Origin of the sequence: Pseudomonas sp. Marseille-Q5117, assembly GCF_946901175.1 — a bacterium.
Taxonomy (GTDB): domain Bacteria; phylum Pseudomonadota; class Gammaproteobacteria; order Pseudomonadales; family Pseudomonadaceae; genus Aquipseudomonas; species Aquipseudomonas iranensis.
Map to the genome: position 1 here is coordinate 35,864 of NZ_CAMPPP010000012.1, position 24,744 is coordinate 60,607.

Consider the following 24,744-nt stretch of genomic DNA (forward strand, 5'->3'; position numbering starts at 1 on the left):
TGTTTTAATTGAACTCGAGCCTCAATACTTTGCTGGGTCCTTAAGGGCCAAGTCTATTAATCAGCAAGGTATTGTGAAATGTTTGATGAGAAAGATCGTTTATCCCAGATTGAGGTAAAGCTCGACGCCACAAACTCTGGCCAGCACAAAGTGCTCTATGCCAACGGTCGTATGCAGGTGCGTGTGTTGGTGCTTCTGCGCGGGATCGATAACAATGGCGACGGCGTATCACTGCATGGACATCCTGCCCTGCAGTCGCTGCGGCTGATTGCGTATAACGGTGCGCGGCCTCTGGAGGGAGACTGGAACGTCTCGATTCAGGAAAATCGATATGCTCACGAAATGTCGGGTGGTGCAACTCGGCTGACGGGAGTCCCGCGCATCACGGACAACCGGATAAGCGACGCCTCTGATCCGGTACAGATCTTTCAATTCTGGGTTTCGGCTTCCAGGCCTGGAATCATGGAAGTAGCCGCCGAGATTGTAATGGACGGTGTGGTGCTGCGAAGTAACGGAGTTGGCTTCGATAGCAGTGTTACGCTGGAGGCAGTTCCGCCGAAAAAATACTACCAGAACAGCTTTTCTCTCTATAAATACGGTGCGTTCAGGGAGCTTGTATACGAGGAGCGGATTCAGATTTTCCATCTCGGGCTTCAGGCTGACGGTCGTCAGATAAACTTGTTGGACTGGTACAGCAACGACATAGCGCTTAATCCATATGACGCTGATGATGCGGTAATGGTGTACTCGTCAGGAACAATAAATCACTACAGTGGCGGCGGCAGGAGTTTTTACGGTTATCTGGCGCCAATGTATGGAAAAACCGCTTCGATCCATACTCGTCACGGTTATGTTAATTTCCAGATCAATGATGTGCCCGGCGTGCTGACGCTCGTGCAACGCACTACTGTGCAGACAGAGGAAAAGCCGGGAAATGAAGGCGCGTTCGAACTCGCGGTTATTGATGAGTTCGGTACGGAGCACTGGCTTGGGATTGAGGGTGACAAAGAGCAGCGGACTTTCATTCTGGGTGAATCGAAACGTTCAACAAAGCAATTCTCCTGATTTGATTTTGCGGTCAGCGAATTATCGCTGGCCGAATTGACCGTTTTAATATCTATCTGGAAAAAGGAGCTTCTTTTCCATGGAAAGTAATTCATCCTCCGCTGTTCATTCAAACGCTTTCAACTTCGGTGAGTTTGTTTCCGGAGGCGTTGATCCCCGCACGGGTATGTACACCTGCGCCTTTTCGTTGGGAAAGCTGCACTCGGCGGATCTCAATGGTCCTGAACTTGCGTTTTCAGTGGCTTTCAATCCGCTCAACCAGGCAGATGTCGGTTTCGGCATTGGCTGGTCTTTGACCCTGACGAATTACGACTTGCGCAGCAAAGTCATGACCTTGTCCAACGGTGAACGCTATAAGGCTGTCGAGACATCTGCCGGTCTGAAGTTCAATGAAATGAAACTGCAAACCGCGAAGGTATTGGTGACTGGTGCAGGGCGCTATGAAGTTCGATACAAGGATGGTCGGCGTGAGTTGCTCAAAGTTCTGGCTGGCAGTCATTTCGCCGTAGCAGAAAAAATAATTGCGGGGAACGGTGTCAGCGTTGCGCTGAAGCACGAGTTGTTCAACGGGTTTCCCAGGTTGGCCGAAATCAACGATACCAAGCGCTGCCTCTTGCGAGTCACACGCAAGGCAGGCGAGGCGATATTTACCCGGCATCCCGACACTGCTTCGAGTTCCAGTTACAAATTGATCCTGAAAAACGCTCGAGTAACGGCAATCGAGCTACCGGTCGGTAAAGGTTGGGACCTGGAATATGAAGTCATTCATGGGGCCAGCTATTTACACCGCGTCGTCAATCCATTGCGCGGCGTGGAAATCATTCGCTACAAGCGCCATGGTCACCGTTTCGTAAGTGGCATTGATCGAACACTGCCGTTTGTCATCGCTCACGATATTTACCCGGGGCGCCGCCAACCCAGGCTCTGCAAGACTTACGAGTACTCCGACCATAACTTTCTCGGCCAGGGGCTGTCGCCGGCCCGAAACAGCGACGGCGATCCTCTCTATCAGGCGCCCGGCTACTACGTATATACCTCGGATGAGAAGTGGGTGTTAAAGGGCAAGGTCCACACGCGCATCAAACGCACCTACAACAAGTTTCATCTCCTGATCGCAGAGACGACCACCTGTGGCGACGCGCAGATCGAAACTGCCACCGAATATCACTGCTCCGTCACCAAGCCGTTCAATGACCAGGTGGCTCAGTTCCGCATGCCGAAGGTGCATACGGTGACGTACCTTGATCGACGCACTCAGCAAAAGCGTGTGGAAACCACCGTTACCGAGTTTGATCAGGAAGGCAACTTGCTTAAGCAGGTTGAGCCAAGTGGGGTCACGACTTCGACGGAATTTTATCCGGCCAGTGGTGGAGATAATTGCCCGGAAGATCCGTTGGGTTTCTCCAGGTTCCCGAAAAAAAGGACGGTATCTGCTGCCGCGTCGGAGGGTACTTCGACTGTCACGTACTATGACTATGCGCTGCATACTGCGCTGGAAGGAGCGGAACTGGCCTCCGTGTTACCGGTCGAGGAGCGATTCTTCGAAGTTGTGGAAGGTGTTGAGGTATTGCGTTCGATAACCGCACGCAGTTATCTGAACTTGCCCAAGGACCCACTCAAACACGGGGCCACGAAAGAGCAAAGTGTCATCCTGAATGATAAAAAGACCGTTACTGAATTCTCCTATGAACTTGAGGATGACAGGCTGCGGGTCAAGTCGAGTACACGCGGATTTGACGGCGCATTGCAGACCAGTGAAAAAGTGCTTTCGACGCTTACCGGTTTACTGGTGTCGGAAACAGGTGTCGATGGCGAGCGCATCGAACATCAATATGACGCCATCGGCCGCGCACTGAGCAAAACGGTCGCTTCCGGCACCCCGTATGCGGCCGCTACCCAGTGGGCGTATCTGGCAGCCAGTGAGCAGCAGCCGGCGACGGTGGTGACCACGGATCCCGCCGGCGGCGAGCAAAGAGTGGCCTACGATGGCCTGGAGCGGGTGATCACCGTTCAGGAAAAGGATTGCGACCATCCCGACAAGGACGGGTTCATCCTGACTCGCGCGCTTTATTCTGCCCTGCATGATTCAGTCGGTCACAAGGTGGAAGTGATCCTGACCGATTGGCATGATGGCAAGCCTTGTCCGGTCAGTACCCGCTACGAATTCGATTCCTGGGGCCAGGTCAGCAAGACGCTGCATGCCGATGGGCGTATCGAACACAGCGAGGCGGATCCGGTTCTTCGCCAGCAAACCAACTGGCTCCAGGGGATGGGCAAGACACTTGCCCTCGTCAATGACTTCGGCAAGCCGCTGAGTGTCGAGAGCTTCAATCTGAAGAACAAGAGCCTCGGCAAAACCGTTTACACCTATGACGGTTACGGGCGCACAACCAGCCAGACAGATCCTGTCGGCAATATCACGCGATATGAGTACGACGTGTTTGACCGGCTGATCCGCAGTGTCCTGCCCGACGGCAGTGAGGTTGTGACCGACTACGCCGAGCATAGTGATGAAGGGCTGCCGGTGGCCATTCAGGTCGGTGACAAACTGTTGGGGCAGCAAACTTACGACGGTTTGGGCCGTTTGATCCAGAGCACCGTGGGCGGACGTCAGTCCGAGGCTGCTTATGAAGCGGGCTTCACTCAGCCACAGTGGTACAAGAGTGCTGATGGCAAAAAGACCGAATTCACTTATTTGCGGGAACTGGGCGGTTTGCTGACTGAGCGCAAGGCAGAGGACCTGGTCACAACCATGACCTATGACCCCGTCATTGGCAAACCCTTGACCTGTACCGAAAGCGGCAGGAGCCGCAGCTTTGCCTATCACCCTTCCGGGCGCCTGAAATCCGAAACGACGACCTTCGGCGCTGTCACGAAAGCAACGTCCAGTACCTGGTCCCTGCAGGGGCGACCGATCAGCCACGTTGATGTGCTCGGTACCGACAACAGATCTGAATACGATGAGTTCGGCCGCCTTCTATCCGCCTCGCAAGGCTTGCTGACAACCGAGTTCCACTACAACGCCCGGACGGGGATGCTGGAGTGGACGAAAACCGAAGACACCTCGATCAAGCGTCAGATGATTACCCGGTTCGCCTGTGGCGATATCGGCCGTGAAACCCGGCGTACATTCGAGATTCAGGGTCAGCCTGACCAGACCCTCGAATCGACTTACACGCTGGCTGGCAAACTGGCGCAGAAAGTGTCCAGACGTGGCGCTCAACTCTTACGTGATGAACAGTTCACCTACGACGTGCGCGGGCGCTTGATTCAGTACGACTGCGCTGGCACCCAAAAGCCCCGTGACCCGTATGGCAAGGAAATTATCCAGCAGACGTTCACCTTCGATGCGCTGGACAACATTCTTACCGTGCAGACGAAGTTCCCGCTGGGCGTGAATCTGACCACCTTCAGTTATGACAATCCCGATCCGGTACAGCTCAGCGCAGTCAAACATTCCCATGTCGACTATCCACCGGCAGTGACGCTGGAATACGACGCCAACGGCAGGATGATCAAGGACGACCAGGCGCGAACGCTGGCCTATGACGCGTTCGGACGTCTCGAACAACTGTCCGGCGCAGGCGGTTCAGTCATTCGTGGCTACCATTACGACGGTTTCGACGATCTGGTTGAGCTGTCGCAACCCGACGAGGTTACTACGCAGCGTTACTACTACGCAGGCCGGGTCGCCAATGAGGTGAGTGGTGAAAACTCATCCAGTATCGTGCGTCACGGTGGCGCGCTTGTGGGGCAACAGCAACTCGGTTTGAACGCCGGCGCGCAACTGTTTGGCACCGATCAACAGCAAAGCGTGCTGGCAACACTGGGCAAGGAACAGCTCGCCGATTGCGCCTACAGCCCTTATGGGCATCGTTCTGCCGAAGGCGGATTGTTCAGCCTGGCGGGGTTCAACGGCGAGCAACTGGATCCGGTTACCGGGTTGTATCTGCTGGGCAATGGTTATAGGGCCTATAGCCCGACACTGATGCGTTTTCTTGCCCCTGATAGCATGAGTCCGTTCGGCGCGGGCGGAGTCAATGCCTACAGTTATTGCCTGGGCGACCCGGTCAATCGGGTTGACCCTACCGGGCATGTCTCCTGGCAATCGATCCTCGGCGTCGGCCTCAGTATTCTCGGGATTGTTGCCAGCGTGGTGACGATGGGCGCGGCGACTCCATGGGCAGTGGCGGCGTTGGGGCTGGCGGTTGCTTCAGGCTTGGCGGGTATTGCCAGCGAGGTGGTCAATGAGCTGTCACCGGGTTCTCAAACAGGCGAGATATTGGGCTGGATCAGTTTTGGTCTCGGGCTGGCTTCGCTCGGTGCAGGTATGGCAGCGGGTGCAAAAGCTGCTGTGAATGCTGGCAGGAAGATGGCTTCAGCGTTTAGCAAGGGGCTCAGTGGCAGGGGGGTGGGCAAAGCGGGAAAACACTTCAAGAAGGGCGGAAAAGGCGCCAAGGCTGATGCCAAAAAAGCCAACGCGCCAGTGGAAGAAGTGGCAGATCATCCTTGGCAATTAATCAGGCCCGATGCAGAAGACTACCTCTATCCCACCCACAAGACGATGGCCGACGAATTCTTCGGGCTCGTCGAAAGCGATATGTCCCCCCTTCAGGCAGCCAGGAGGTCCAGGATGTATTACGAGGAGTTCGGCCCAGCCGGTGATGGAAGAAAAGTAACGCATGTTTTTTTCGCGGCCTCGAAAGGACGTGGGGAGCGTATTTATCTTCTGGAGGACAGTAAACAGAGAGTTTGCAAAGTCCTGCAGGCGGGTGGCCATTGGTCCGACGGGGAGACCAACGCAATAATGAAATCGGCCAAAAATATTGTTACAACGCGCATATGAGTACTCTGAATACTTTGCTTGCCCTTTTATCGGTGTGAAAGTCTGGAGTGCTGTTCAAGCGCCCACTCCACATGTTCTTTAACCAACTCCGACGGATAATCCCGTCGCGCCTTCAACGCTTCCAGCACCGGAATCGTTGAAGGCGCATTGCCCAGGCCCACCGCCAGATTACGTAACCAGCGCTCATACCCGGCACGTCGCAACGGCGAGCCTTCGGTGCTGCTCAAGAACTTTTCCTCATCCCACATGAACAGCTCGGCCAATTCAGCATTGTCGAGGTTGTGCCGGGGCGTGAAATCACTTTCTCCGGTCGGTCGGGCGAAACGGTTCCACGGGCAAACGATCTGGCAGTCATCGCAGCCGAATACCCGATTGCCAATCAACGGTCGCAACTCTTCCGGGATCGCGGTTTTCAGTTCGATGGTCAAGTAGGAAATGCAGCGTCGGGCGTCCAGCACGTACGGGCCGACAAAAGCGTTGGTCGGGCAGATATCCAGGCATGCGGTGCAACGCCCGCAATGTTCGGTGCTGTGCGGCTCGTCCACCGGCAGCGGCAGATCGACGAATAGCTCGCTGAGGAAGAAATAACTGCCGGCCTTGCGATTCAGTACAAGGGTGTTTTTGCCGATCCAGCCCAGCCCGGCCTGTTCGGCGATGGCTTTTTCCAGCACTGGCGCACTGTCGACAAAGGCACGAAAACCGAACGGGCCGATCTCTGCCTGGATCCTGTCGGCCAATTGTTGAACACGTTTACGGATCAATTTGTGGTAATCGCGGCCCAAGGCATAACGCGACACGTAAGCCTTTTCCGGTTCAGCCAGGCGTTTGGCCATTTCGGTATCGCCTGGCAGGTAGTCCATGCGCAGGGAAACCACGCGCAACGTGCCCGGCACCAGTTCTTCCGGGTGCGAGCGTTTGCTGCCATGGGCGCCCATGTAGTCCATTTCGCCGTGATAGCCGGCGTCGAGCCAGCGTTGCAGATGCTGCTCGTGCTCGGCCAGGTCCAGACCGCTGATGCCGACTTGCTGGAAGCCCAGCTCGCGGCCCCAATCCTTGATCGATTGGGCGAGGGCGGGCAGGTCTGTGGTGATGGCGGACATGAGGCGAGAGAAACCGGAGCTGAGGTGCGTATAATTCTGCCAGACATCGGAGCCCGAAGACGCATGCCGCAGACGAAAGATGAATTGCCCGACGCGCTGTACCGCGCCGCGCAGGTGCGCGAACTCGACGCGCGGCTGATCGCCGCCGGCACGCCGGGCTTCGAATTGATGCAGCGCGCCGCCCGCGCGACGTGGCGCGCACTGGTGCGCAAGTGGCCGGCAGCGAACGAACTGACGGTGCTTGCCGGGCACGGCAACAACGCTGGCGACGGTTATCTGGTGGCCGGGCTGGCGCTGCGGGCCGGTTGGACGGTGCGCGTTCTCGCCGTCGGCGATCCGCAGCGTTTGCAGGGCGATGCCGCACTGGCCCATGCCGAATCCGTAGCTGACGGTGTTGTGGTGCAAGGCTGGCAGGCGCAGAGCGAGCTGCGCGGTGTCGTCCTCGATGCCTTGCTCGGCACAGGTCTGAGCGGCGAAGTGCGCGAGCCGTATGCATCGGCGATCAAGGCGATCAACGCCTGCGGTTTGCCGGTAGCGGCGGTCGATATTCCGTCAGGGCTATGTGCCGATACCGGACGTGAACTGGGCGTCGCGGTCCACGCCGATCTAACGGTGACATTCATTGCTATGAAGATCGGGCTGTTGACTGGCGACGCGGCGGATCAAATCGGCGAACTGGTCTTCAACGACTTGCAAGCCACCGACGAAATTTTCAGTGACATTCCCGTCTGCGCTCAACGCCTGAGCGCCGCTAATCTCCCAGCACTTGCGCCGCGTGCGCCGACCTCGCACAAGGGGCGCTTTGGCCATGTGTTGCTGATCGGCGGCGATCACGGGTTCGGCGGAGCGATTCTGCTCAGCACGGAAATGGCCTTGCGCGGCGGCGCGGGCATGGTTTCGCTGGCGACTCGCCCAGAGCATGTGCCGGCGGCGCTGACTCGGGTGCCGGAGGCGATGGCGCTCGGCACCTCGTCAGCCAATCAACTGATGGGTCTGCTGGAAAAGGTTTCGGTATTGGTGATCGGGCCGGGACTCGGTCAGGCCAGTTGGGGCCGTGCCCTGCTGTCGGCTGCCGCCAATGCACCATCGCCGCAGGTGTGGGACGCTGACGCGTTGAACCTGCTGGCCAGCGATTTTGTCCAGTTGCCCAAGGATTGCGTGATCACCCCGCATCCCGGTGAAGCGGCGCGCTTGCTTGGCATCAGTACCGCCGAAGTGCAGGCCGATCGCCCGGCCGCTGCTCTGGCGTTGAGCAAAAAGTATTCAGCGGTAGTGGTTCTGAAAGGTGCCGGCAGTCTGATCGCCCATCCAGAAGGGCGTCTGGCCCTCTGTCATCAGGGCCATCCGGCGATGGCCACGGGCGGGTTGGGTGATGTGCTGGCCGGTCTCACCGGCGCATTGCTGGCCCAACGCATGGACGCGTTCGATGCGGCATGCCTGGCCGTCTGGCTGCACGCCAACGCGGGTATGCAACAAGGCAAATTCGGCCGTGGGCTGGCGGCCAGTGATCTGATTCCAGCCATTCGTCAGTTGTTGGAGGAGCAAGCACCGTGTCTGAAGTAACCCTGTACCTGGCCGATGAACAGGCGATGAGCGACTTTGGCGCACGAATCGCTCGCGTCACCCAGGGCCACGGCCTGATTTTTCTCGAAGGCAACCTGGGCATGGGCAAAACCACTCTGTCGCGGGGCATCATTCGCGGTTTGGGGCATGTTGGCGCGGTAAAAAGTCCGACCTTCACTTTGGTCGAGCCCTACGAGATCGGTGACATTCGTGCCTTCCACTTCGACCTGTATCGCCTGGTCGATCCCGAGGAGCTGGAGTTTCTCGGCATCCGTGACTACTTCGAAGACGATGCCCTGTGCCTGATCGAGTGGCCCGATAAAGGTGCAGGCTTTTTGCCAAAGCCCGACCTGACCATTACCATTGGCCCGCAAGACAGCGGGCGTTCGCTGAAAATTTTAGCCCAGGGCTCGCGTGGCGAGGCCTGGTGTGCCGCTTTGGCATTGGAATCCAATTAAATGATGGGGTTTGGTATGCGCTTTCGCGCGTTGGTGGCTGCCGCTGGACTGATGTTGATGGCAGTAACCGTCAACGCTGTGGCCGATTCAAAGGTCAACAGCGTGCGCCTGTGGCGGGCGCCGGACAACACGCGACTGGTCTTTGACCTCAGCGGCCCGGTGCAGCACAGCGTTTTCACCCTGACGGCCCCGGACCGGCTGGTGATCGACATCAACGGCGCCACCCTCGGCGCGCCGTTGAACGTGCAGACCGCGAACACGCCGATCACTGCGATGCGCTCGGCCCAGCGCACACCGACAGACCTGCGCGTGGTCATCGACCTGAAAAAAGCCGTCACTCCGAAAAGCTTCTCGCTGGCGCCGAACGCGCAATATGGCAACCGTCTGGTGGTCGATCTGTTCGACAACCCGGCCGATGCCGCGCCGCCGCCAGCCCCGACGCCATCGGTGGCAACCGTGCCGGCAGTGCCGGTGACCCCGACCGAACCGGCGATCAAGCTGCCGCCAGCCCCGGCCGGCAAACGCGACATTATCGTGGTGATCGACGCCGGCCACGGTGGCGAAGACCCGGGCGCGTCCGGCTCGCGCGGCCAGCGTGAAAAAGACGTGGTACTGCAGATCGCTCGCGAGCTGCAGCGTCAGGTCAACGGCATGAAAGGCTTTCGCGCCGAGCTGACCCGTACCGGCGACTACTTCATTCCATTGCGCGGGCGTACCGAAATCGCGCGCAAGAAGGGCGCCGACCTGTTCGTCTCGATCCACGCCGACGCCGCGCCGTCCGCAGCCGCGTTCGGTGCTTCGGTGTTCGCCCTCTCTGATCGTGGCGCTACGTCCGAGACCGCCCGCTGGCTTGCCGACAGTGAAAACCGTTCCGACCTGATCGGCGGTGCCGGCAACGTCAGCCTCGATGACAAGGACCGCATGCTCGCCGGGGTGTTGCTCGACCTGTCGATGACCGCGTCGCTGACCTCCAGCCTCAACGTCGGCCAGAAGGTCTTGACCAACATTGGCCGCGTTACGCCGCTGCACAAACAACGTGTAGAACAAGCCGGGTTCATGGTGCTGAAGTCGCCGGACATTCCGTCGATCCTGGTCGAAACCGGCTTCATCTCCAACGCCAACGAAGCGAACAAACTGTCCGCATCCAGCCACCAGCAGGCGCTGGCCCGTTCGATCAGCAGCGGCGTGCGCCAGTTCTTCCAGCAGAATCCGCCACCGGGCACCTACATCGCCTGGCTGCGTGATTCCGGCAAGATTGCCCAAGGCCCGCGCGACCACCGTGTCGGCCCGGGGGAAACCCTGGCGATGATCGGCGTGCGCTATCAGGTCTCGCCGGCCACCTTGCGTGCTGCAAACAACCTGAAAAGTGACGAGTTGAAAGTCGGTCAGCACCTGACCATTCCCGGCACCGAACTGGCGTCGAAAGAATGAACCAGGTATTGAACACCGCGCGCATCGAGCTGCTCAGCCCACGGCTGGCGAACCAGATTGCCGCCGGTGAGGTGGTTGAGCGCCCGGCTTCGGTGATCAAGGAGTTGTTGGAAAACAGCCTCGACTCTGGCGCCAAGCGTATTGACGTCGATGTCGAGCAGGGCGGCGTCAAGCTGCTGCGCGTGCGCGATGACGGCAGCGGTATTTCCGCCGATGACCTGCCGCTGGCCTTGGCCCGTCACGCCACCAGCAAGATCCGCAATCTCGAAGACCTCGAGCAGGTGATGAGCCTGGGGTTTCGTGGCGAGGCGCTGGCGTCGATCAGCTCCGTGGCGCGTCTGACCCTGACCTCGCGCACCCGCGATGCTGATCAGGCCTGGCAGGTCGAGACCGAAGGTCGGGACATGGCGCCGCGCGTGCAGCCGGCGGCGCATCCGGTCGGCACTTCGGTGGAAGTTCGCGACCTGTTCTTCAACACCCCGGCCCGGCGCAAATTCCTCAAGACGGAAAAAACCGAGTTCGATCACCTGCAAGAAGTGATCAAGCGTCTGGCGCTGGCGCGCTTCGACGTGGCTTTTCATCTGCGCCACAACGGCAAGACCATCCTCAGCCTGCACGAGGCCCACGATGATGCAGCCCGCGCCCGGCGTGTGGCGGCGATCTGCGGTTCGGGTTTCCTTGAACAGGCGTTGCCGATCGAGATCGAACGCAATGGCTTGCACCTGTGGGGCTGGGTCGGTTTGCCGACGTTCAACCGTAGCCAGGCTGACTTGCAGTATTTCTTCGTAAACGGCCGAGCAGTGCGCGACAAACTGGTGGCCCACGCCGTGCGTCAGGCTTATCGCGACGTGCTGTTCAATGGCCGGCATCCGACCTTCGCGCTGTTTTTCGAAGTCGATCCGGCGGCGGTAGATGTCAACGTGCACCCGACCAAACACGAAGTGCGTTTCCGTGACGGGCGCATGGTCCACGATTTCCTGTATGGCACGCTGCACCGCGCGTTGGGCGATGTGCGCCCGGAAGATCAGCTGGCTGGCTCGGTCACCACGGCGATCGTTCGGCCGAGCGGGATCGAGGCGGGCGAATTCGGCCCGCAAGGCGAGATGCGTCTGGCCGCCAATGCGCTGCTGGAGCAGCCGCAGGCGCAGCCGGTGTTCAATACTTCGTCTGGTGCCAGCGCTGGCGGCGCTTATCAGTATCAATACACGCCACGTCCGCAATCGGCGCTGCCCGCTGCCGAGGCTCAAGCCGCTTACAAAGAGTTTTTCGCGCCGCTGCCTGAAGCCAATGCCAGCGCGCTGCCAACCGGTCAGGAAGATATCCCGCCGCTCGGCTATGCACTGGCGCAGCTCAAGGGCATCTATATTCTGTCCGAGAACGCCCATGGCCTGGTGCTGGTGGACATGCATGCCGCCCACGAGCGGATCATGTACGAGCGCCTGAAAATCGCCATGGCCAGCGAAGGTCTCAGTGGCCAGCCGTTGCTGGTGCCGGAGTCGCTGGCCGTGAGTCAGCGCGAGGCCGATTGCGCTGAAGAACACGCCGCGTGGTTTCAGCGTCTTGGTTTTGAATTACAGCGGCTGGGGCCGGAAACCCTGGCGATCCGGCAGATTCCCGCATTGCTCAAGCAAGCCGAAGCCAATCGACTGGTCGGCGACGTGCTCTCTGACCTGATGGAATACGGCACCAGTGACCGTATCCAGGCGCATCTCAACGAACTGCTCGGCACCATGGCCTGCCACGGCGCGATCCGCGCCAACCGGCGCTTGGCCCTGCCGGAAATGAACGGTCTGCTGCGCGATATGGAAAATACCGAGCGCAGCGGTCAATGCAACCATGGCCGACCGACCTGGACCCAGCTGGGTCTGGACGATCTGGACAAACTGTTCCTGCGCGGTCGTTGATGAGCCAGCTTCCTCCAGCGATTTTCCTGATGGGCCCGACCGCTGCGGGCAAGACCGATCTGGCCATCGAGCTGACCAAAGTGCTGCCGTGCGAATTGATCAGTGTCGATTCGGCGCTGGTCTACCGCGGCATGGACATCGGCACGGCCAAGCCTTCGAAAGAGTTGCTGGCGCAATACCCGCACCGGCTGATCGACATCCTCGACCCCGCTGAAGCGTATTCAGCTGCCGATTTCCGTCGCGACGCGATGCAGGCCATGGCCGAGATCACTGGGCGAGGAAAGATCCCGCTGCTGGTCGGCGGCACCATGCTCTATTACAAGGCTTTGGTCGAAGGTCTGGCGGACATGCCGGCGGCCGATCCCGAGGTTCGTGCGCAGATCGAGGAAGAAGCTGCACGCCTCGGCTGGCAAGCCCTGCACGATCAACTGGCGCAAATCGATCCGGTGTCTGCGGCGCGCATTCATCCCAATGATCCGCAGCGCTTGAGTCGGGCACTGGAAGTCTATCGAGTCAGCGGGCAGAGCATGACCGCCCTGCGCGAGCAACAATCTGCGCAAAGTACTGAAGCAGCCGCTTCGGGACGCCAACAATTGCCCTATACTGTCGCGAACCTGGCCATTGCTCCGGCGAATCGTCAGGTTCTGCACCAGCGAATTGAACAAAGATTCACAAATATGTTGGAACAGGGATTCATCGACGAGGTCGTAGCCCTGCGTAAAAGAAGTGACCTGCATTCCGGGTTGCCGTCTATACGTGCGGTAGGCTACCGCCAAGTCTGGGATTACCTGGACGGCAAGCTGACATTGGCCCAGATGCAGGAGCGGGGCATCATCGCCACGCGCCAATTGGCCAAACGCCAGTTTACCTGGCTGCGCAGCTGGGACGATTTGCACTGGCTGGACAGTCTTGATTGCGACAATCTGCCACGCGCCTTGAAATACCTTGGGACCATCTCCATATTGAGCTGAGTCCTTGCAATTGCCGTCTATCCTTGGGGGTGTGACGGCCGAAGCCATCTGAATTTACCTGTTTTTATTATTGAATCCTTAAAGGAGTGCGGCACATGTCAAAAGGGCATTCGCTACAAGACCCTTACCTGAACACTTTACGTAAAGAGAAAGTCGGGGTTTCCATCTACCTGGTCAACGGTATCAAGCTGCAAGGGACGATCGAGTCGTTCGACCAGTTCGTGATCCTGCTGAAAAACACCGTAAGCCAGATGGTCTACAAACACGCTATCTCGACCGTCGTGCCGGTTCGTCCAATTCGTCTGCCTAGCGCAACCGAAAACGAACAGGGCGATGCCGATGCAGCGCCGGGTAACGCCTGATAGGAGTCTCCTTTGTTCTTTGAGCGCCACGGTGGTGGTGAACGAGTCATCCTCGTTCACTTGGATGGACAGGACCCTGAGGCGCGCGAAGATCCGCAGGAGTTTCAGGAGTTGGCAAATTCGGCTGGCGCCGAGACCGTCGCGTTTTTCAACGTGCCGCGTCATCGGCCAACCGCCAAATATCTGATCGGCAGCGGCAAGGTCGAGGAACTGCGCGACCTGGTCAAGGCTGAAGAAGCCGATCTGGTGATTTTCAATCACATCCTCACGCCCAGTCAGGAACGCAACCTCGAACGTGTTTTCGAGTGTCGCGTGATCGACCGCACCGGGCTGATTCTCGATATTTTCGCCCAACGCGCACGCACCCATGAGGGCAAGCTGCAGGTCGAACTGGCCCAGCTTGACCACATGAGCACGCGGCTGGTTCGCGGCTGGACTCACCTTGAACGTCAGGGTGGCGGTATCGGTATGCGCGGCCCGGGTGAAACCCAGCTGGAAACCGACCGCCGTCTGCTGCGGGTTCGCCTGCGTCAGATCAAGGGGCGGCTGGAGAAGGTGCGCAGTCAGCGCGAGCAGTCGCGCCGTGGTCGATCCCGTGCGGACATTCCTACCGTTTCGCTGGTGGGCTACACCAACGCGGGCAAATCGACACTCTTCAACAACGTGACGAAATCCGAGGTGTACGCGGCCGATCAACTGTTCGCCACACTCGACCCGACCCTGCGCCGGCTGGAGCTTGACGACCTCGGTCCGATCGTCCTCGCCGACACCGTGGGTTTCATTCGTCATCTGCCACACAAGCTGGTCGAGGCATTTCGGTCTACGCTCGAAGAGTCGAGCAATTCCGACCTGCTGCTGCACGTGATCGATGCGGCCGAACCGGATCGCATGTTGCAGATCGAGCAGGTGATGGTGGTGCTGGGCGAGATTGGTGCCCAGGACTTGCCGATCCTCGAGGTCTATAACAAACTCGATTTGCTCGAAGGCGTCGAGCCGCAGATCCAGCGCGATGCCGATGGCAAGCCGCAACGGGTCTGGCTCTCGGCGCGGGATGGCAGCGGTCTGGAATTGCTTGAACAGGCCATCGCCGAGTTGCTCGGCAGTGATCTGTTCGTCGGTACCTTGCGCTTGCCGCAACGATTCGCTCGGCTGCGTGCGCAGTTCTTCGAACTCGGTGCGGTGCAGAAAGAAGAATACGATGAAGAAGGTGTCAGCCTGCTGGCCGTTCGTTTGCCCCGGATCGAGCTTAATCGATTGGTAAGCCGCGAAGGATTGCAGCCGATGGAATTCATCGAGCAACACACTTTGCAATAAAAGCCTGACAAAGCGGTTGTGCCGCAACGGCAGGCATTCTGTAGCATTGGTCGGCGCGCCGTGGGTGCGTCTTTGCTTTATCAGATGGAGAGCGCTATGGCTTGGAATGAGCCGGGTGGCAACTCGAATAATCAGGATCCCTGGGGTGGCAAGCGCCGCAATAACGGCGACCGCAAGGGGCCACCGGATCTCGACGAGGCCTTCCGAAAGCTGCAGGAAAGCCTGAACGGGTTGTTCGGTGGTGGTAAGAAACGCGGTGATGACGGCGGCGGGTCGGGGCGCAGCAGTGGCGGCTTCGGCGGTCTGCTCGGCATCGGCCTGGTCGTGCTGGCGGCTGTCTGGCTGTACAGCGCGGTCTACGTGGTGGACGAGCAGGAGCAAGCCGTGGTGCTGCGCTTCGGCAAGTACTACGAGACTGTCGGCCCGGGTCTGAACATCTACTTTCCGCCGATCGACAAGAAGTACATGGAGAACGTGACGCGCGAGCGTGCGTATTCCAAGCAGGGCCAGATGCTGACTGAAGACGAGAACATCGTCGAAGTGCCGCTGACCGTGCAGTACAAGATCAGCAACCTGCAGGACTTCGTGCTGAACGTCGATCAGCCGGAAATCAGCCTGCAGCACGCCACCGAAAGTGCGCTGCGTCACGTGGTCGGTTCCACCGCCATGGACCAGGTGCTGACCGAAGGTCGTGAATTGATGGCCAGCGAAATCAAGGAGCGTCTGCAACGTTTCCTCGATACCTATCGCACCGGTATCACCGTCACCCAGGTCAACGTACAGAGCGCAGCGGCACCGCGTGAAGTACAGGAAGCCTTCGATGACGTGATCCGCGCCCGTGAAGACGAGCAGCGTTCGCGCAACCAGGCCGAAACCTACGCCAACGGCGTTGTGCCGGAAGCCCGTGGTCAGGCCCAGCGCATCATTGAAGATGCCAACGGTTATCGCGACGAGACTATCTCGCGCGCCAAGGGTGAGGCCGATCGCTTTACCAAACTGGTCGCCGAGTATCGCAAGGCACCTGAAGTCACCCGCGAGCGTCTGTACCTGGACACCATGCAGGAAGTCTTCAGCAACACCAGCAAGGTCCTCGTGACCGGCAACAAGAACGGCCAGAGCAATCTGCTCTACCTGCCGCTGGACAAGATGATCCAGAACAGTTCGGGTAATGCACCGGTGACCGGTTCGGCCGCCAGCAACAACACGGACGTCACGCCACATGTCACTGACGTGCCGCAGACGCGTACAAGGGAGACCCGCTGATGAGCAATAAATCGCTGATCGCCCTGATCGTTGGCGTCGTTGTGGTACTGGTGGGCTGGAATTGCTTCTACATCGTCGCTCAGACCGAGCGCGCGGTGCTGCTGCAATTCGGTCGCGTGGTTCAGGCCGATGTCCAGCCGGGTCTGCATGTGAAAGTGCCTTACGTTAACCAGGTGCGCAAATTCGACGCGCGTCTGCTGACGCTGGATGCACCGACGCAACGCTTCCTGACCCTGGAAAAGAAAGCCGTGATGGTCGATGCCTACGCCAAGTGGCGGGTGAAAGATGCCGAGCGCTTCTACACCGCGACTTCGGGTCTGAAGCAGATCGCCGACGAGCGTTTGTCCCGTCGTCTCGAATCGGGCCTGCGTGACCAGTTCGGCAAGCGCACCCTGCACGAAGTGGTGTCGGGTGAACGTGATGCGCTGATGGCTGACATCACTGCGTCGCTGAACAAGATGGCGGAAAAAGAGCTGGGTATCGAAGTGGTCGATGTCCGGGTCAAGGCCATCGATCTGCCGAAGGAAGTGAACCGCAGCGTGTTCGAACGCATGAGCACCGAGCGTGAGCGTGAAGCTCGCGAGCACCGCGCCAAGGGTAACGAGCTGGCCGAAGGCATCCGTGCCGACGCCGATCGTCAACGCCGCGTGCTGCTGGCCGAAGCCTATCGTGAATCCGAAGAGGTTCGCGGTGACGGTGACGCCCAGGCTGCTGCGATCTACTCCAAGGCCTACGGTCAGGATCAGGAGTTCTACGGTTTCTATCGTAGCCTGCGTGCCTACCGTGAAAGCTTCGCGAACAAATCCGACGTCCTGGTCCTCGACCCAAGCAGCGACTTCTTCCGTTATCTGGAAAAAGCCAAACCTTGACACGACGTTGACCTGAATCAGCCCGCCCGGCGGCTAAAACCTCGGGCGGGGTGATCCTTTCGGAAAACGTGTGTATGATGCGGCAGCCGGGAAATTCCCGGCTTTTTTGCGTCTGCACGTTTGATTGCTGTTTTTGTTGCAGACATCGGGTTTGAATAGCCCGAGCGTTTTTCGAGGAAAGTGATGGGCGAAGCCGCCAGCCGGCCTTTCGCTGCGTCGTTCATGCGCGTGCGTTTTGAACGCCCCGATCATTTTCTGCTTCACTCAAGGCTCGCCTAGTGCTGGCCGCCCGGATCAAAGGGGAATGGCGTAATGGCAACGGTAGACCGCTGGCTGCTGCCAGATGGCATCGAAGAAGTACTGCCACCGGAGGCGGCGCGCATTGAAGTCGCGCGTCGTCAGGTGTTGGATCTGTTCCAGAGCTGGGGTTACGAGTTCGTCGTGACTCCCCATATCGAGTACCTGGAATCCCTGCTGACCGGCGCGGGCCAGGACCTGGATCTGCGTACCTTCAAGGTCATCGACCCGCAATCGGGCCGGCAGATGGGTTTCCGTGCCGACATCACGCCGCAAGTGGCGCGCATCGATGCGCACACCCTGCGTCGCGAAGGCCCCAGCCGTCTGTGCTACGCCGGCAGCGTCCTGCATGCCCAGCCGCGTGCATTGTCGTCCTCGCGCAGCCCGATCCAGCTGGGCGCCGAGCTGTACGGCGACGCCAGCCCGAGCAGCGATGTCGAAGTCATCAGTCTGATGCTGGCCATGCTGCAACTGGCCGATGTGCCGGACGTGCACATGGACCTCGGCCATGTCGGCATCTACCGTGGTCTGGCGCGTGCCGCCGGTCTGTCCGGTGAAGTCGAGCAGCAGTTGTTCGATGCCCTGCAGCGCAAGGCCATCGATGAAGTGATTACCCTGACCGAAGGCCTGCCGGCCGATCTGTCGGGCATGCTGCGCGCACTGGTTGATCTGTGTGGCGGCCGTGAAGTGTTGAGCGCTGCCCGCGAGCGTCTGGCCAATGCGCCGGCGCCGGTGCTGGCGGCGCTGGAAGATCTGCTGGCGATCGCCGAGCGTCTTTCCGTGCGCTTCCCGCAGCTGCCGCTGTATTTCGACCTCGGCGAATTGCGCGGCTACCACTACCACACCGGTGTGGTGTTCGCGGTGTTCGTGCCGGGCGTTGGCCAGTCCATCGCTCAGGGCGGTCGTTACGATGACATCGGTGCCGACTTCGGTCGCGCCCGTCCGGCGACTGGTTTCTCTACCGATTTGAAAACCCTGGTGACCCTGGGGCGTGCTGAGATCGAGCTACCGTCTGGCGGTATCTGGATGCCTGACAGTACGGATGCGGCACTCTGGCAGCAGGTTTGCCAGTTGCGCAGTGAGGGTCAGCGTGTCGTTCAGGCCTTGCCTGGACAACCTTTGGCCGCCGCCCGTGATGCGGACTGCGACCGGCAATTGATTCAGCAGAACGGGCTTTGGCAAGTATCGCCATTGGCTTCTTGAGTTTTCCTGCCGGCCATCGCCGGCACCAAGTTTGCGCGAATGAGGACAAGTGTTATGGGTAAGAATGTCGTAGTCCTGGGCACCCAGTGGGGTGATGAGGGCAAAGGCAAGATCGTTGATCTGCTGACCGAACATGCTGCCGCCGTAGTGCGCTACCAGGGTGGCCACAACGCGGGTCACACGCTGGTGATCGACGGCGAGAAAACCGTCTTGCACCTGATTCCTTCGGGCGTGCTGCGCGAAGGCGTGCAATGCCTGATCGGCAACGGCGTGGTGGTTGCACCTGACGCCCTGCTGCGCGAGATCACCAAGCTGGAAGAGAAAGGCGTACCAGTGCGCGAGCGCCTGCGTATCAGCCCGTCCTGCCCGCTGATCCTGTCCTTCCACGTCGCGCTGGACCAGGCCCGTGAAAAGGCCCGTGGCGAGCTGAAGATCGGTACCACCGGTCGCGGCATCGGCCCGGCTTACGAAGACAAGGTTGCCCGTCGTGGCTTGCGTGTCGGCGATCTGCTGAACATGCCGCGCTTCGAAGACAAGCTGCGTGAACTGGTGGATTACCACAACTTCATGCTGGTCGGTTACTACAAAGAGCCAGCCATCGAATTCGAAAAGACCCTGGCCGAGTGCAAGGAATACGCTGAGCTGCTCAAGCCGCTGATGCTCGACGTGACTGCCGAGCTGCACGATCTGCGTCGTGCCGGCAAGGACATCATGTTCGAAGGCGCGCAAGGTTCGTTGCTCGACATCGACCACGGCACCTACCCATACGTAACCAGCTCCAACACCACCGCTGGTGGCGTGGCGACCGGTTCGGGCGTGGGTCCGATGTTCCTCGACTACATCCTGGGCATCACCAAGGCCTACACCACTCGCGTCGGTTCCGGCCCGTTCCCGACCGAGCTGTTCGACGAAGTTGGTGCGCACCTGGCCAAGCAAGGTCACGAGTTCGGCGCTACCACTGGCCGCGCCCGTCGTTGCGGCTGGTTCGACGCCGTCATCCTGCGTCGCGCTATCGACGTGAACAGCATCTCGGGCATCTGCCTGACCAAGCTGGACGTACTCGACGGTCTGGAAACCATCAACATCTGCGTCGGCTACAAAGACGCGCAGGGCAATGCCGTTGCGCCGACCGATGCTGACAGCTACGTCGGCCTGCAGCCGGTGTACGAAGAAGTGCCGGGCTGGAGCGAATCGACCGTGGGCGCCAAGACCCTGGAAGAGCTGCCGGCCAATGCTCGTGCCTACATCAAACGCGTTGAAGAGTTGATCGGCGCGCCGATCGACATTATTTCGACGGGCCCGGACCGCAACGAAACCATCGTTCTGCGTCATCCGTTCGCTTGATAAGTTGTTGATGTAAAAAACAAAGGCCCCTTAATCGGGGCCTTTGTCGTTTATGCCTGTTGGACGGCATGACCTTTGCTGTGAATCTGCCTACAAGAGTGCCATCAAATTAATGGCGTCAGAAGTAGAGGGATTTAAAGTGTCAGCCGTTCTCTCACTGTTACAAAGCCGTTTGTTGCGGCCGGTGTTCGTTACCCTTGGTATCGCCCTTTTGGTGCAGGTGTTGGTGGCGGTTGCCCTGACGCGGAGCACGGTGACCGCGCTGGAAGCCGATCTGGCCGTGCGCCTGGGTGCCGACAGCCAGAAACTCTCCGGTGAGCTGGAGCAGGCGGGGCGTGAAGTCACTTCAAGTCTTGATGCGTTATCGGCCAGCACTCGTCAGCGCCTCACGGCTGGCCTGTCCGCACGCCTCAAAGAAGAGCAGGCGCAACTGCGGGCGACGCTGGAAAAGGATCTGAAGGATTCGGCCAACGACATGGCGCAGTTGCTTGCATCCGTAGCGCCGCGTGCCATGTGGGACAGCGACGTGCCGACGCTCTCGGAGTTCGCTCGTCGCGCCCAGCGCAATCCCAACGTGCTGTTCGTGGTGTATGACGACGCCACCGGCCAGCATTTGACTCGTTACCTCAACCGTGAAAACCCGATCAACAAGGCCTTGCTGGAAAAAGGTCAGGGCGAGCGTGCGCTGGATAAAGTACTCGATGCGGCGAAAAACGATCCTTCGGTTTACTACCTCGAAGCCTCGATCAATCCCAATGGCGTGGAAATCGGCAAAGTGCTGATGGGCGTGTCCACGGCCTCGGTGGAAAGCGATCTGGCCGAGCTCGACAAGCGCTTCCTCGCGCTGATTGCCAGCAGCGATCAATTGGTCGGCGACAGCCTCAAAGGCGCAGCGGCGGACAGCGCCAAGGCAATGCAGGCGCGCCTGCAATCGGCGCAGGGCACCGCTGGCGAAATGAAAGCCAACACCGCACAAACCGTTCAAGGCGCTGCCGCGACACTGCGCTGGCGTATCGGCCTTGGCCTGGCACTGGTCGGTTGCGGCGTCCTGCTGTTGCTGGCCGTGGTGCTCGGTCATCGTGTGGTCAATCGTCTGAAAATGCTCAATGCGGCGATGGACGATCTGGCAGCGGGCGAGGGCGATCTGACCAAGCGTGTGCAGATCAACAGCAAGGATGAAATCGGCGACATGGCCTCGGCGGTCAATCGCTTTGTGGATAAATTGCAGCCGATCGTGCGCGAGGCCGGTGATGTTGCTCAGCGCACTGGCGTGGAAATCGGCGCGATGACTTTGCGCAACGCTGGCGCTGATGCGGCTGCCGGAATGCAGCGCGATGAAGTCGCAGAAAGCCTTCGTGCGCTGTCGCAAATGGCTGACGAAGCGCAGTCGGAAAGTCAGGCGATGCAGGCGGCGCTGAAGCAGGTTGTCGATATTCGTCAGGCCACCGATGAGAACACTCGTACTTCCGCCAAGGTCGGCAGCCTGATCGAAGCGCTGGCCGGGCAGGTCGATACCGGGGCGAAGGTTATCGAGCGACTGGCGCAGCAGAGCGAGCAGATCGAGGTGGTGCTGACGGTGATTCACGGCATCGCCGAACAGACCAACCTGCTGGCATTGAACGCTGCGATCGAGGCGGCGCGCGCCGGTGAAACCGGGCGTGGGTTTGCCGTGGTGGCGGATGAAGGGCGGGCCCTGGCGAGCAAAACGCAGAGCTCGACGGGCGATATCCAAGCGCACATAGTCGCTCTGCAGCAAGGCGCACGTGAGGCAGTCGAGGCGATTGGTCAGGCCGGACGACAGGCCAGCGAAGGTTTGCTGGTGTTGCGCGACAGTGCGCGTTTGCAGCAATCGGTGCAGGCTTCGGTCGAGCAGGTGCATGCGGCGATCGGTCTGGCGACGCAAGCAGCCGCGCATCAGGCGCAGGGTGCACAGGCAGTGCGTGGGCGCGTCGAGACGATTCACGCCCAAGCCGAGAAAGCGGCGCAGGCAGTGGTGGAGACCACGGCCAGTGGCAAGGTGCTGGATGGTCTGGCGGCGCAGTTGAAGGCTAGCCTGGGACAGTTCCGCGCTTAAGATCAAAAGATCGCAGCCTGCGGCAGCTCCTACAGGGAAACGCAAATTCCGATGTAGGAGCTGCCGAAGGCTGCGATCTTTTAGCGGCTGAGATACATCCGCGTCGTCAGCAGATAAACCGGCAACCCCGAGACCACAATCAACAACGCCGCATAAGGCGCCGCCGCGGCAAACTCGACATTCGCCGTATGCGCCCAGACTTCGGTCGCCAATGTATTGAGTCCGGTTGGGCTGAGCAGCAACGTTGCCGTCAATTCCTTCATCGCATCAAGAAATACCAGCGCAAACGCTGCGCCCAGTGCCGGGAAAATGATCGGCAAGGTCACCCGGCAAAACGCGGTGAACGACGATGCGCCTAACGTCCGCGCCGCTTCTTCCAGCTGCGGTGCAGCCTTGTTCAGAGCGGTACGGATCGGCGCCTGCGCCAATGGCAGGAACAGCAGTGCATAGGCGATCAGCAGCAAGCCCGACGTCTGATACAGCACCGGCACGTAATGCAGGGCGAAATACACCAGCGTCAACGCAATCACCAGCCCCGGCAGCGCGTGCAACAGATAAGGCAGGCGTTCGGCCCAGATTGCCAATTGGCCTTTATAGCGCACCACCAGCAGCCCGACCGGCACTGCCAGCGCCAGGCACAACGCCGCGCCGCCCAACGACAATGCCAACGACGACAACAGCGCCTCGGTGATCGCTGCTAGCGGGAACGCCGCCGACGAACCGACCGCCAGCCAGTAGGCCAACATCCCCAGCGGAACGCCGCTGCCGATAATCGCCAGCAACAGGCAATACAACTGACCTGCCGCCGCCCATGGCCCAAGCTTCACTTGCTCAGCCTGTCGCGCCGCGCCCTGGCCGGTGCGCACATGCCGGCCCTTGCCACGCACCCGCAGTTCCAGCCACAACAGCAGCAGACACAGCGCCAGCAACACCGCCGAAAGCATCGCAGCATTGGCGTTGCTGAATTCCAGTTCGAATTGCTGGTAGATCGCCGTGGTAAAGGTTTGCAGGCCAATGATCGACAGCGCGCCGAATTCCACCAGCATGTGCAGGGCAATCAGCAGCGAACCGGCCAGCAGCGATGGCCACAGCAGCGGCAGGGTGACGCGGAAAAACACGCCCCAGCGATTCTGTCCCAGCGTGCGGGCGGATTCTTCCAGGGAGGGATCGAGATTGCGCAGGGTGGCGGCAACCGGCAGAAAGATCAGCGGATACTTCGACAGGCTCATCACCAGAATCGCCCCGCCGAGGCCTTCGAATTGCGCGCTGAGCGAGACCCAGGTGAAGCTGCTGACAAACGCCGGCACCGCAAACGGCAGGCACAGGATCACGCCCCACAGGCGTCGACCCGGCAGGTTGCTGCGTTCCAGCAGCCACGCCAGCGACAGACCGATCACTGCGCAGGTGACCGTCACGCCGACCATCAATGCCAAGGTGTTGCGCAGCAGGCCAAATACATACGGGCGCCACAGCAGGTGCAGCGCCTCGGCCCATCCGGCTTGCCAGGCTTTCAGTCCGACATAGGCCAGTGGCAGCAGGCTCATGACCACCAGCAGCAATACCGGCAACACCAGCCAGATTGAAGGCCTTTTGCGTCGTGGCACGTAATCCCCGCGCGCGGCGGGGGCCGATAACGATGCTGCCATCAGTTCAGGCCAACTTCGCGTTCCAGCTCCAGCGCTTCTTCAGCATTGCCCAGATCCGCCGGGGTGACGTTCGGCGCTTCCAGTTCGCTGAACGGCTTGAGGCCGCGATCCGATTCCATGCCTTTGTGCAGCGGGTATTCGGCGGTGGTCTGAGTGATCACGCGCTGACCTTCTTCGCTGGCCATGAAGGCGAGGAATTGCTGGGCTTCTTTTGGATGTTTGCTGGATTTCAGCACGGCAGCGCTGGACACGGTGATCAAGCCGCCAGCGTCGCCGCCGGTGAAATAATGCAGCTTGGAGTCGAGCTTGCCTTTCTCGCGTTGCAGGGCGAACCAGTAGTAGTTGTTCACCAGTACGGTAGCGACTTCGCCGTTTTCCACAGCTTTGAGTGCGACCATGTTGTTGCTGTAGGTCTTGCCGAACGCGCGCAGACCGGTCAGCCATTCTTCGGCAGCGTCACGACCGTGCAGTTTGATGATTGCTACGGCCTGCTCCTGGAAGGCGCCACTGGTCGGAACGAAGCCGACCTTGCCTTGCCACTGCGGCTCGGAGAATTCCATCACCGATTTCGGCAGGTCTTTTTCATCGATCAGTTTCGGATTGAACGCGACCACGCGCACGCGCGCGGTAACGCCAATCCAGGTACCGTTTGCTGCTACATATTTTTCCGGCAGAACCGCCAGTGTCGCGTCATCGGCCTTGGCCAGCAGGCCCTGTTCACCAAGGTTATTCAGCGGTGGCGACTCTTCGGTGTAGATCACATCGGCGGGCGAGCGGTCGCCTTCTTCGATGATCTGGCTGGCGAGCTGGTTGCTGCTGCCTTTGCGCACGTTGACGTGGATGCCGGTCTTGGCTTCAAAAGCCTTGGCAATCGCGTCGCCGACTTCCTTGTGCTGGCCGTTGTAGAGAGTCAGGGAAACCGCATCGGCAGCCTGGGTGAGGGGAGTGGCGAGCGCCAGGCCGAGGAGGGTGAAGGTCAGGCCTCGGCGCAGGGTATTTCGAAACGTCATTCGCAGGGTTCCTCACTGTCGCAT

Annotated in this window: 18 protein-coding genes; 14 read left to right on the plus strand and 4 right to left on the minus strand. The window is 59.7% G+C overall.

Annotated features, from left to right (window positions below; genetic code table 11):
* Positions 1-78 precede the first annotated feature (78 nt).
* Together OC605_RS18655 and OC605_RS18660 are read left to right on the plus strand one after the other, a co-directional pair.
* Positions 79-1,065, plus strand: coding sequence for a hypothetical protein (locus OC605_RS18655; protein ID WP_186567392.1), 987 nt, complete (start codon positions 79-81; stop codon positions 1,063-1,065).
* A 79-nt stretch (positions 1,066-1,144) separates the two neighbouring features.
* Positions 1,145-5,911, plus strand: a complete 4,767-nt coding sequence (locus OC605_RS18660) for an RHS repeat domain-containing protein (RefSeq protein WP_262138734.1) — start codon at positions 1,145-1,147, stop codon at positions 5,909-5,911.
* Between the two features lie 26 nt (positions 5,912-5,937).
* Here the strand turns inward: OC605_RS18660 and queG are convergent, their stop codons facing one another.
* Complete coding sequence (gene queG / locus OC605_RS18665; RefSeq protein ID WP_262138736.1) at positions 5,938-7,011, minus strand: tRNA epoxyqueuosine(34) reductase QueG; 1,074 nt, start codon at positions 7,009-7,011, stop codon at positions 5,938-5,940.
* Positions 7,012-7,074: 63 nt separating this feature from the next.
* Here queG and OC605_RS18670 point away from each other — a divergent pair, with 63 nt between their 5' ends.
* The 9 genes from OC605_RS18670 (at position 7,075) to hflC (ending at position 17,146) form a co-directional block, all read left to right on the plus strand.
* Positions 7,075-8,574: an NAD(P)H-hydrate dehydratase gene (locus OC605_RS18670; RefSeq protein ID WP_262138738.1), complete on the plus strand. Its 1,500-nt coding sequence runs from the start codon at positions 7,075-7,077 to the stop codon at positions 8,572-8,574.
* Positions 8,562-9,032: a tRNA (adenosine(37)-N6)-threonylcarbamoyltransferase complex ATPase subunit type 1 TsaE gene (gene tsaE / locus OC605_RS18675; RefSeq protein WP_130910048.1), complete on the plus strand. Its 471-nt coding sequence runs from the start codon at positions 8,562-8,564 to the stop codon at positions 9,030-9,032. Before OC605_RS18670 ends, tsaE begins: the two co-directional genes overlap by 13 nt.
* Before the next feature lie 51 nt (positions 9,033-9,083).
* Positions 9,084-10,463, plus strand: a complete 1,380-nt coding sequence (locus OC605_RS18680) for an N-acetylmuramoyl-L-alanine amidase (protein ID WP_370593506.1) — start codon at positions 9,084-9,086, stop codon at positions 10,461-10,463.
* Positions 10,460-12,367: a DNA mismatch repair endonuclease MutL gene (gene mutL, locus OC605_RS18685; protein WP_133337186.1), complete on the plus strand. Its 1,908-nt coding sequence runs from the start codon at positions 10,460-10,462 to the stop codon at positions 12,365-12,367. Before OC605_RS18680 ends, mutL begins: the two co-directional genes overlap by 4 nt.
* Positions 12,367-13,338, plus strand: a complete 972-nt coding sequence (miaA, locus tag OC605_RS18690) for a tRNA (adenosine(37)-N6)-dimethylallyltransferase MiaA (RefSeq protein ID WP_133337184.1) — start codon at positions 12,367-12,369, stop codon at positions 13,336-13,338. The genes mutL and miaA overlap by 1 nt, the downstream gene beginning before the upstream one ends.
* A 95-nt stretch (positions 13,339-13,433) precedes the next feature.
* Positions 13,434-13,700 (plus strand): RNA chaperone Hfq, encoded by a 267-nt coding sequence (hfq, locus tag OC605_RS18695; protein ID WP_016771947.1) that lies wholly within the window; start codon positions 13,434-13,436, stop codon positions 13,698-13,700.
* Between the two features lie 12 nt (positions 13,701-13,712).
* Complete coding sequence (gene hflX / locus OC605_RS18700) at positions 13,713-15,014, plus strand: ribosome rescue GTPase HflX (protein WP_016771946.1); 1,302 nt, start codon at positions 13,713-13,715, stop codon at positions 15,012-15,014.
* Between the two features lie 96 nt (positions 15,015-15,110).
* The gene (gene hflK / locus OC605_RS18705) at positions 15,111-16,277 is read left to right on the plus strand and encodes an FtsH protease activity modulator HflK (protein ID WP_076565403.1); all 1,167 of its coding nucleotides are present in this window, start codon (positions 15,111-15,113) and stop codon (positions 16,275-16,277) included.
* Positions 16,277-17,146 (plus strand): protease modulator HflC, encoded by an 870-nt coding sequence (hflC, locus tag OC605_RS18710; protein ID WP_016771945.1) that lies wholly within the window; start codon positions 16,277-16,279, stop codon positions 17,144-17,146. The genes hflK and hflC overlap by 1 nt, the downstream gene beginning before the upstream one ends.
* Before the next feature lie 17 nt (positions 17,147-17,163).
* Here the strand turns inward: hflC and OC605_RS18715 are convergent, their stop codons facing one another.
* The gene (locus OC605_RS18715; RefSeq protein WP_186567380.1) at positions 17,164-17,370 is read right to left on the minus strand and encodes a hypothetical protein; all 207 of its coding nucleotides are present in this window, start codon (positions 17,368-17,370) and stop codon (positions 17,164-17,166) included.
* Positions 17,371-17,458: 88 nt separating this feature from the next.
* Between OC605_RS18715 and OC605_RS18720 the strand changes: the two genes are divergently transcribed.
* The 3 genes from OC605_RS18720 to OC605_RS18730 all read left to right on the plus strand — a co-directional run bounded on the left by OC605_RS18720 (position 17,459) and on the right by OC605_RS18730 (position 22,064).
* Positions 17,459-18,646: an ATP phosphoribosyltransferase regulatory subunit gene (locus tag OC605_RS18720; protein WP_016771944.1), complete on the plus strand. Its 1,188-nt coding sequence runs from the start codon at positions 17,459-17,461 to the stop codon at positions 18,644-18,646.
* A gap of 54 nt (positions 18,647-18,700) precedes the next feature.
* Positions 18,701-19,990, plus strand: a complete 1,290-nt coding sequence (locus tag OC605_RS18725) for an adenylosuccinate synthase (protein ID WP_016771943.1) — start codon at positions 18,701-18,703, stop codon at positions 19,988-19,990.
* Positions 19,991-20,129: 139 nt separating this feature from the next.
* Positions 20,130-22,064, plus strand: a complete 1,935-nt coding sequence (locus OC605_RS18730) for a methyl-accepting chemotaxis protein (protein WP_262138746.1) — start codon at positions 20,130-20,132, stop codon at positions 22,062-22,064.
* Positions 22,065-22,144: 80 nt separating this feature from the next.
* On the opposite strand, the gene OC605_RS18735 is transcribed toward OC605_RS18730, so the two are convergent.
* Both OC605_RS18735 and OC605_RS18740 read right to left on the minus strand, forming a co-directional pair.
* Positions 22,145-23,710, minus strand: coding sequence for an ABC transporter permease (locus tag OC605_RS18735; RefSeq protein WP_262138748.1), 1,566 nt, complete (start codon positions 23,708-23,710; stop codon positions 22,145-22,147).
* Positions 23,710-24,720: an extracellular solute-binding protein gene (locus OC605_RS18740; RefSeq protein WP_016771941.1), complete on the minus strand. Its 1,011-nt coding sequence runs from the start codon at positions 24,718-24,720 to the stop codon at positions 23,710-23,712. The genes OC605_RS18735 and OC605_RS18740 overlap by 1 nt, the downstream gene beginning before the upstream one ends.
* Positions 24,721-24,744 lie beyond the last annotated feature (24 nt).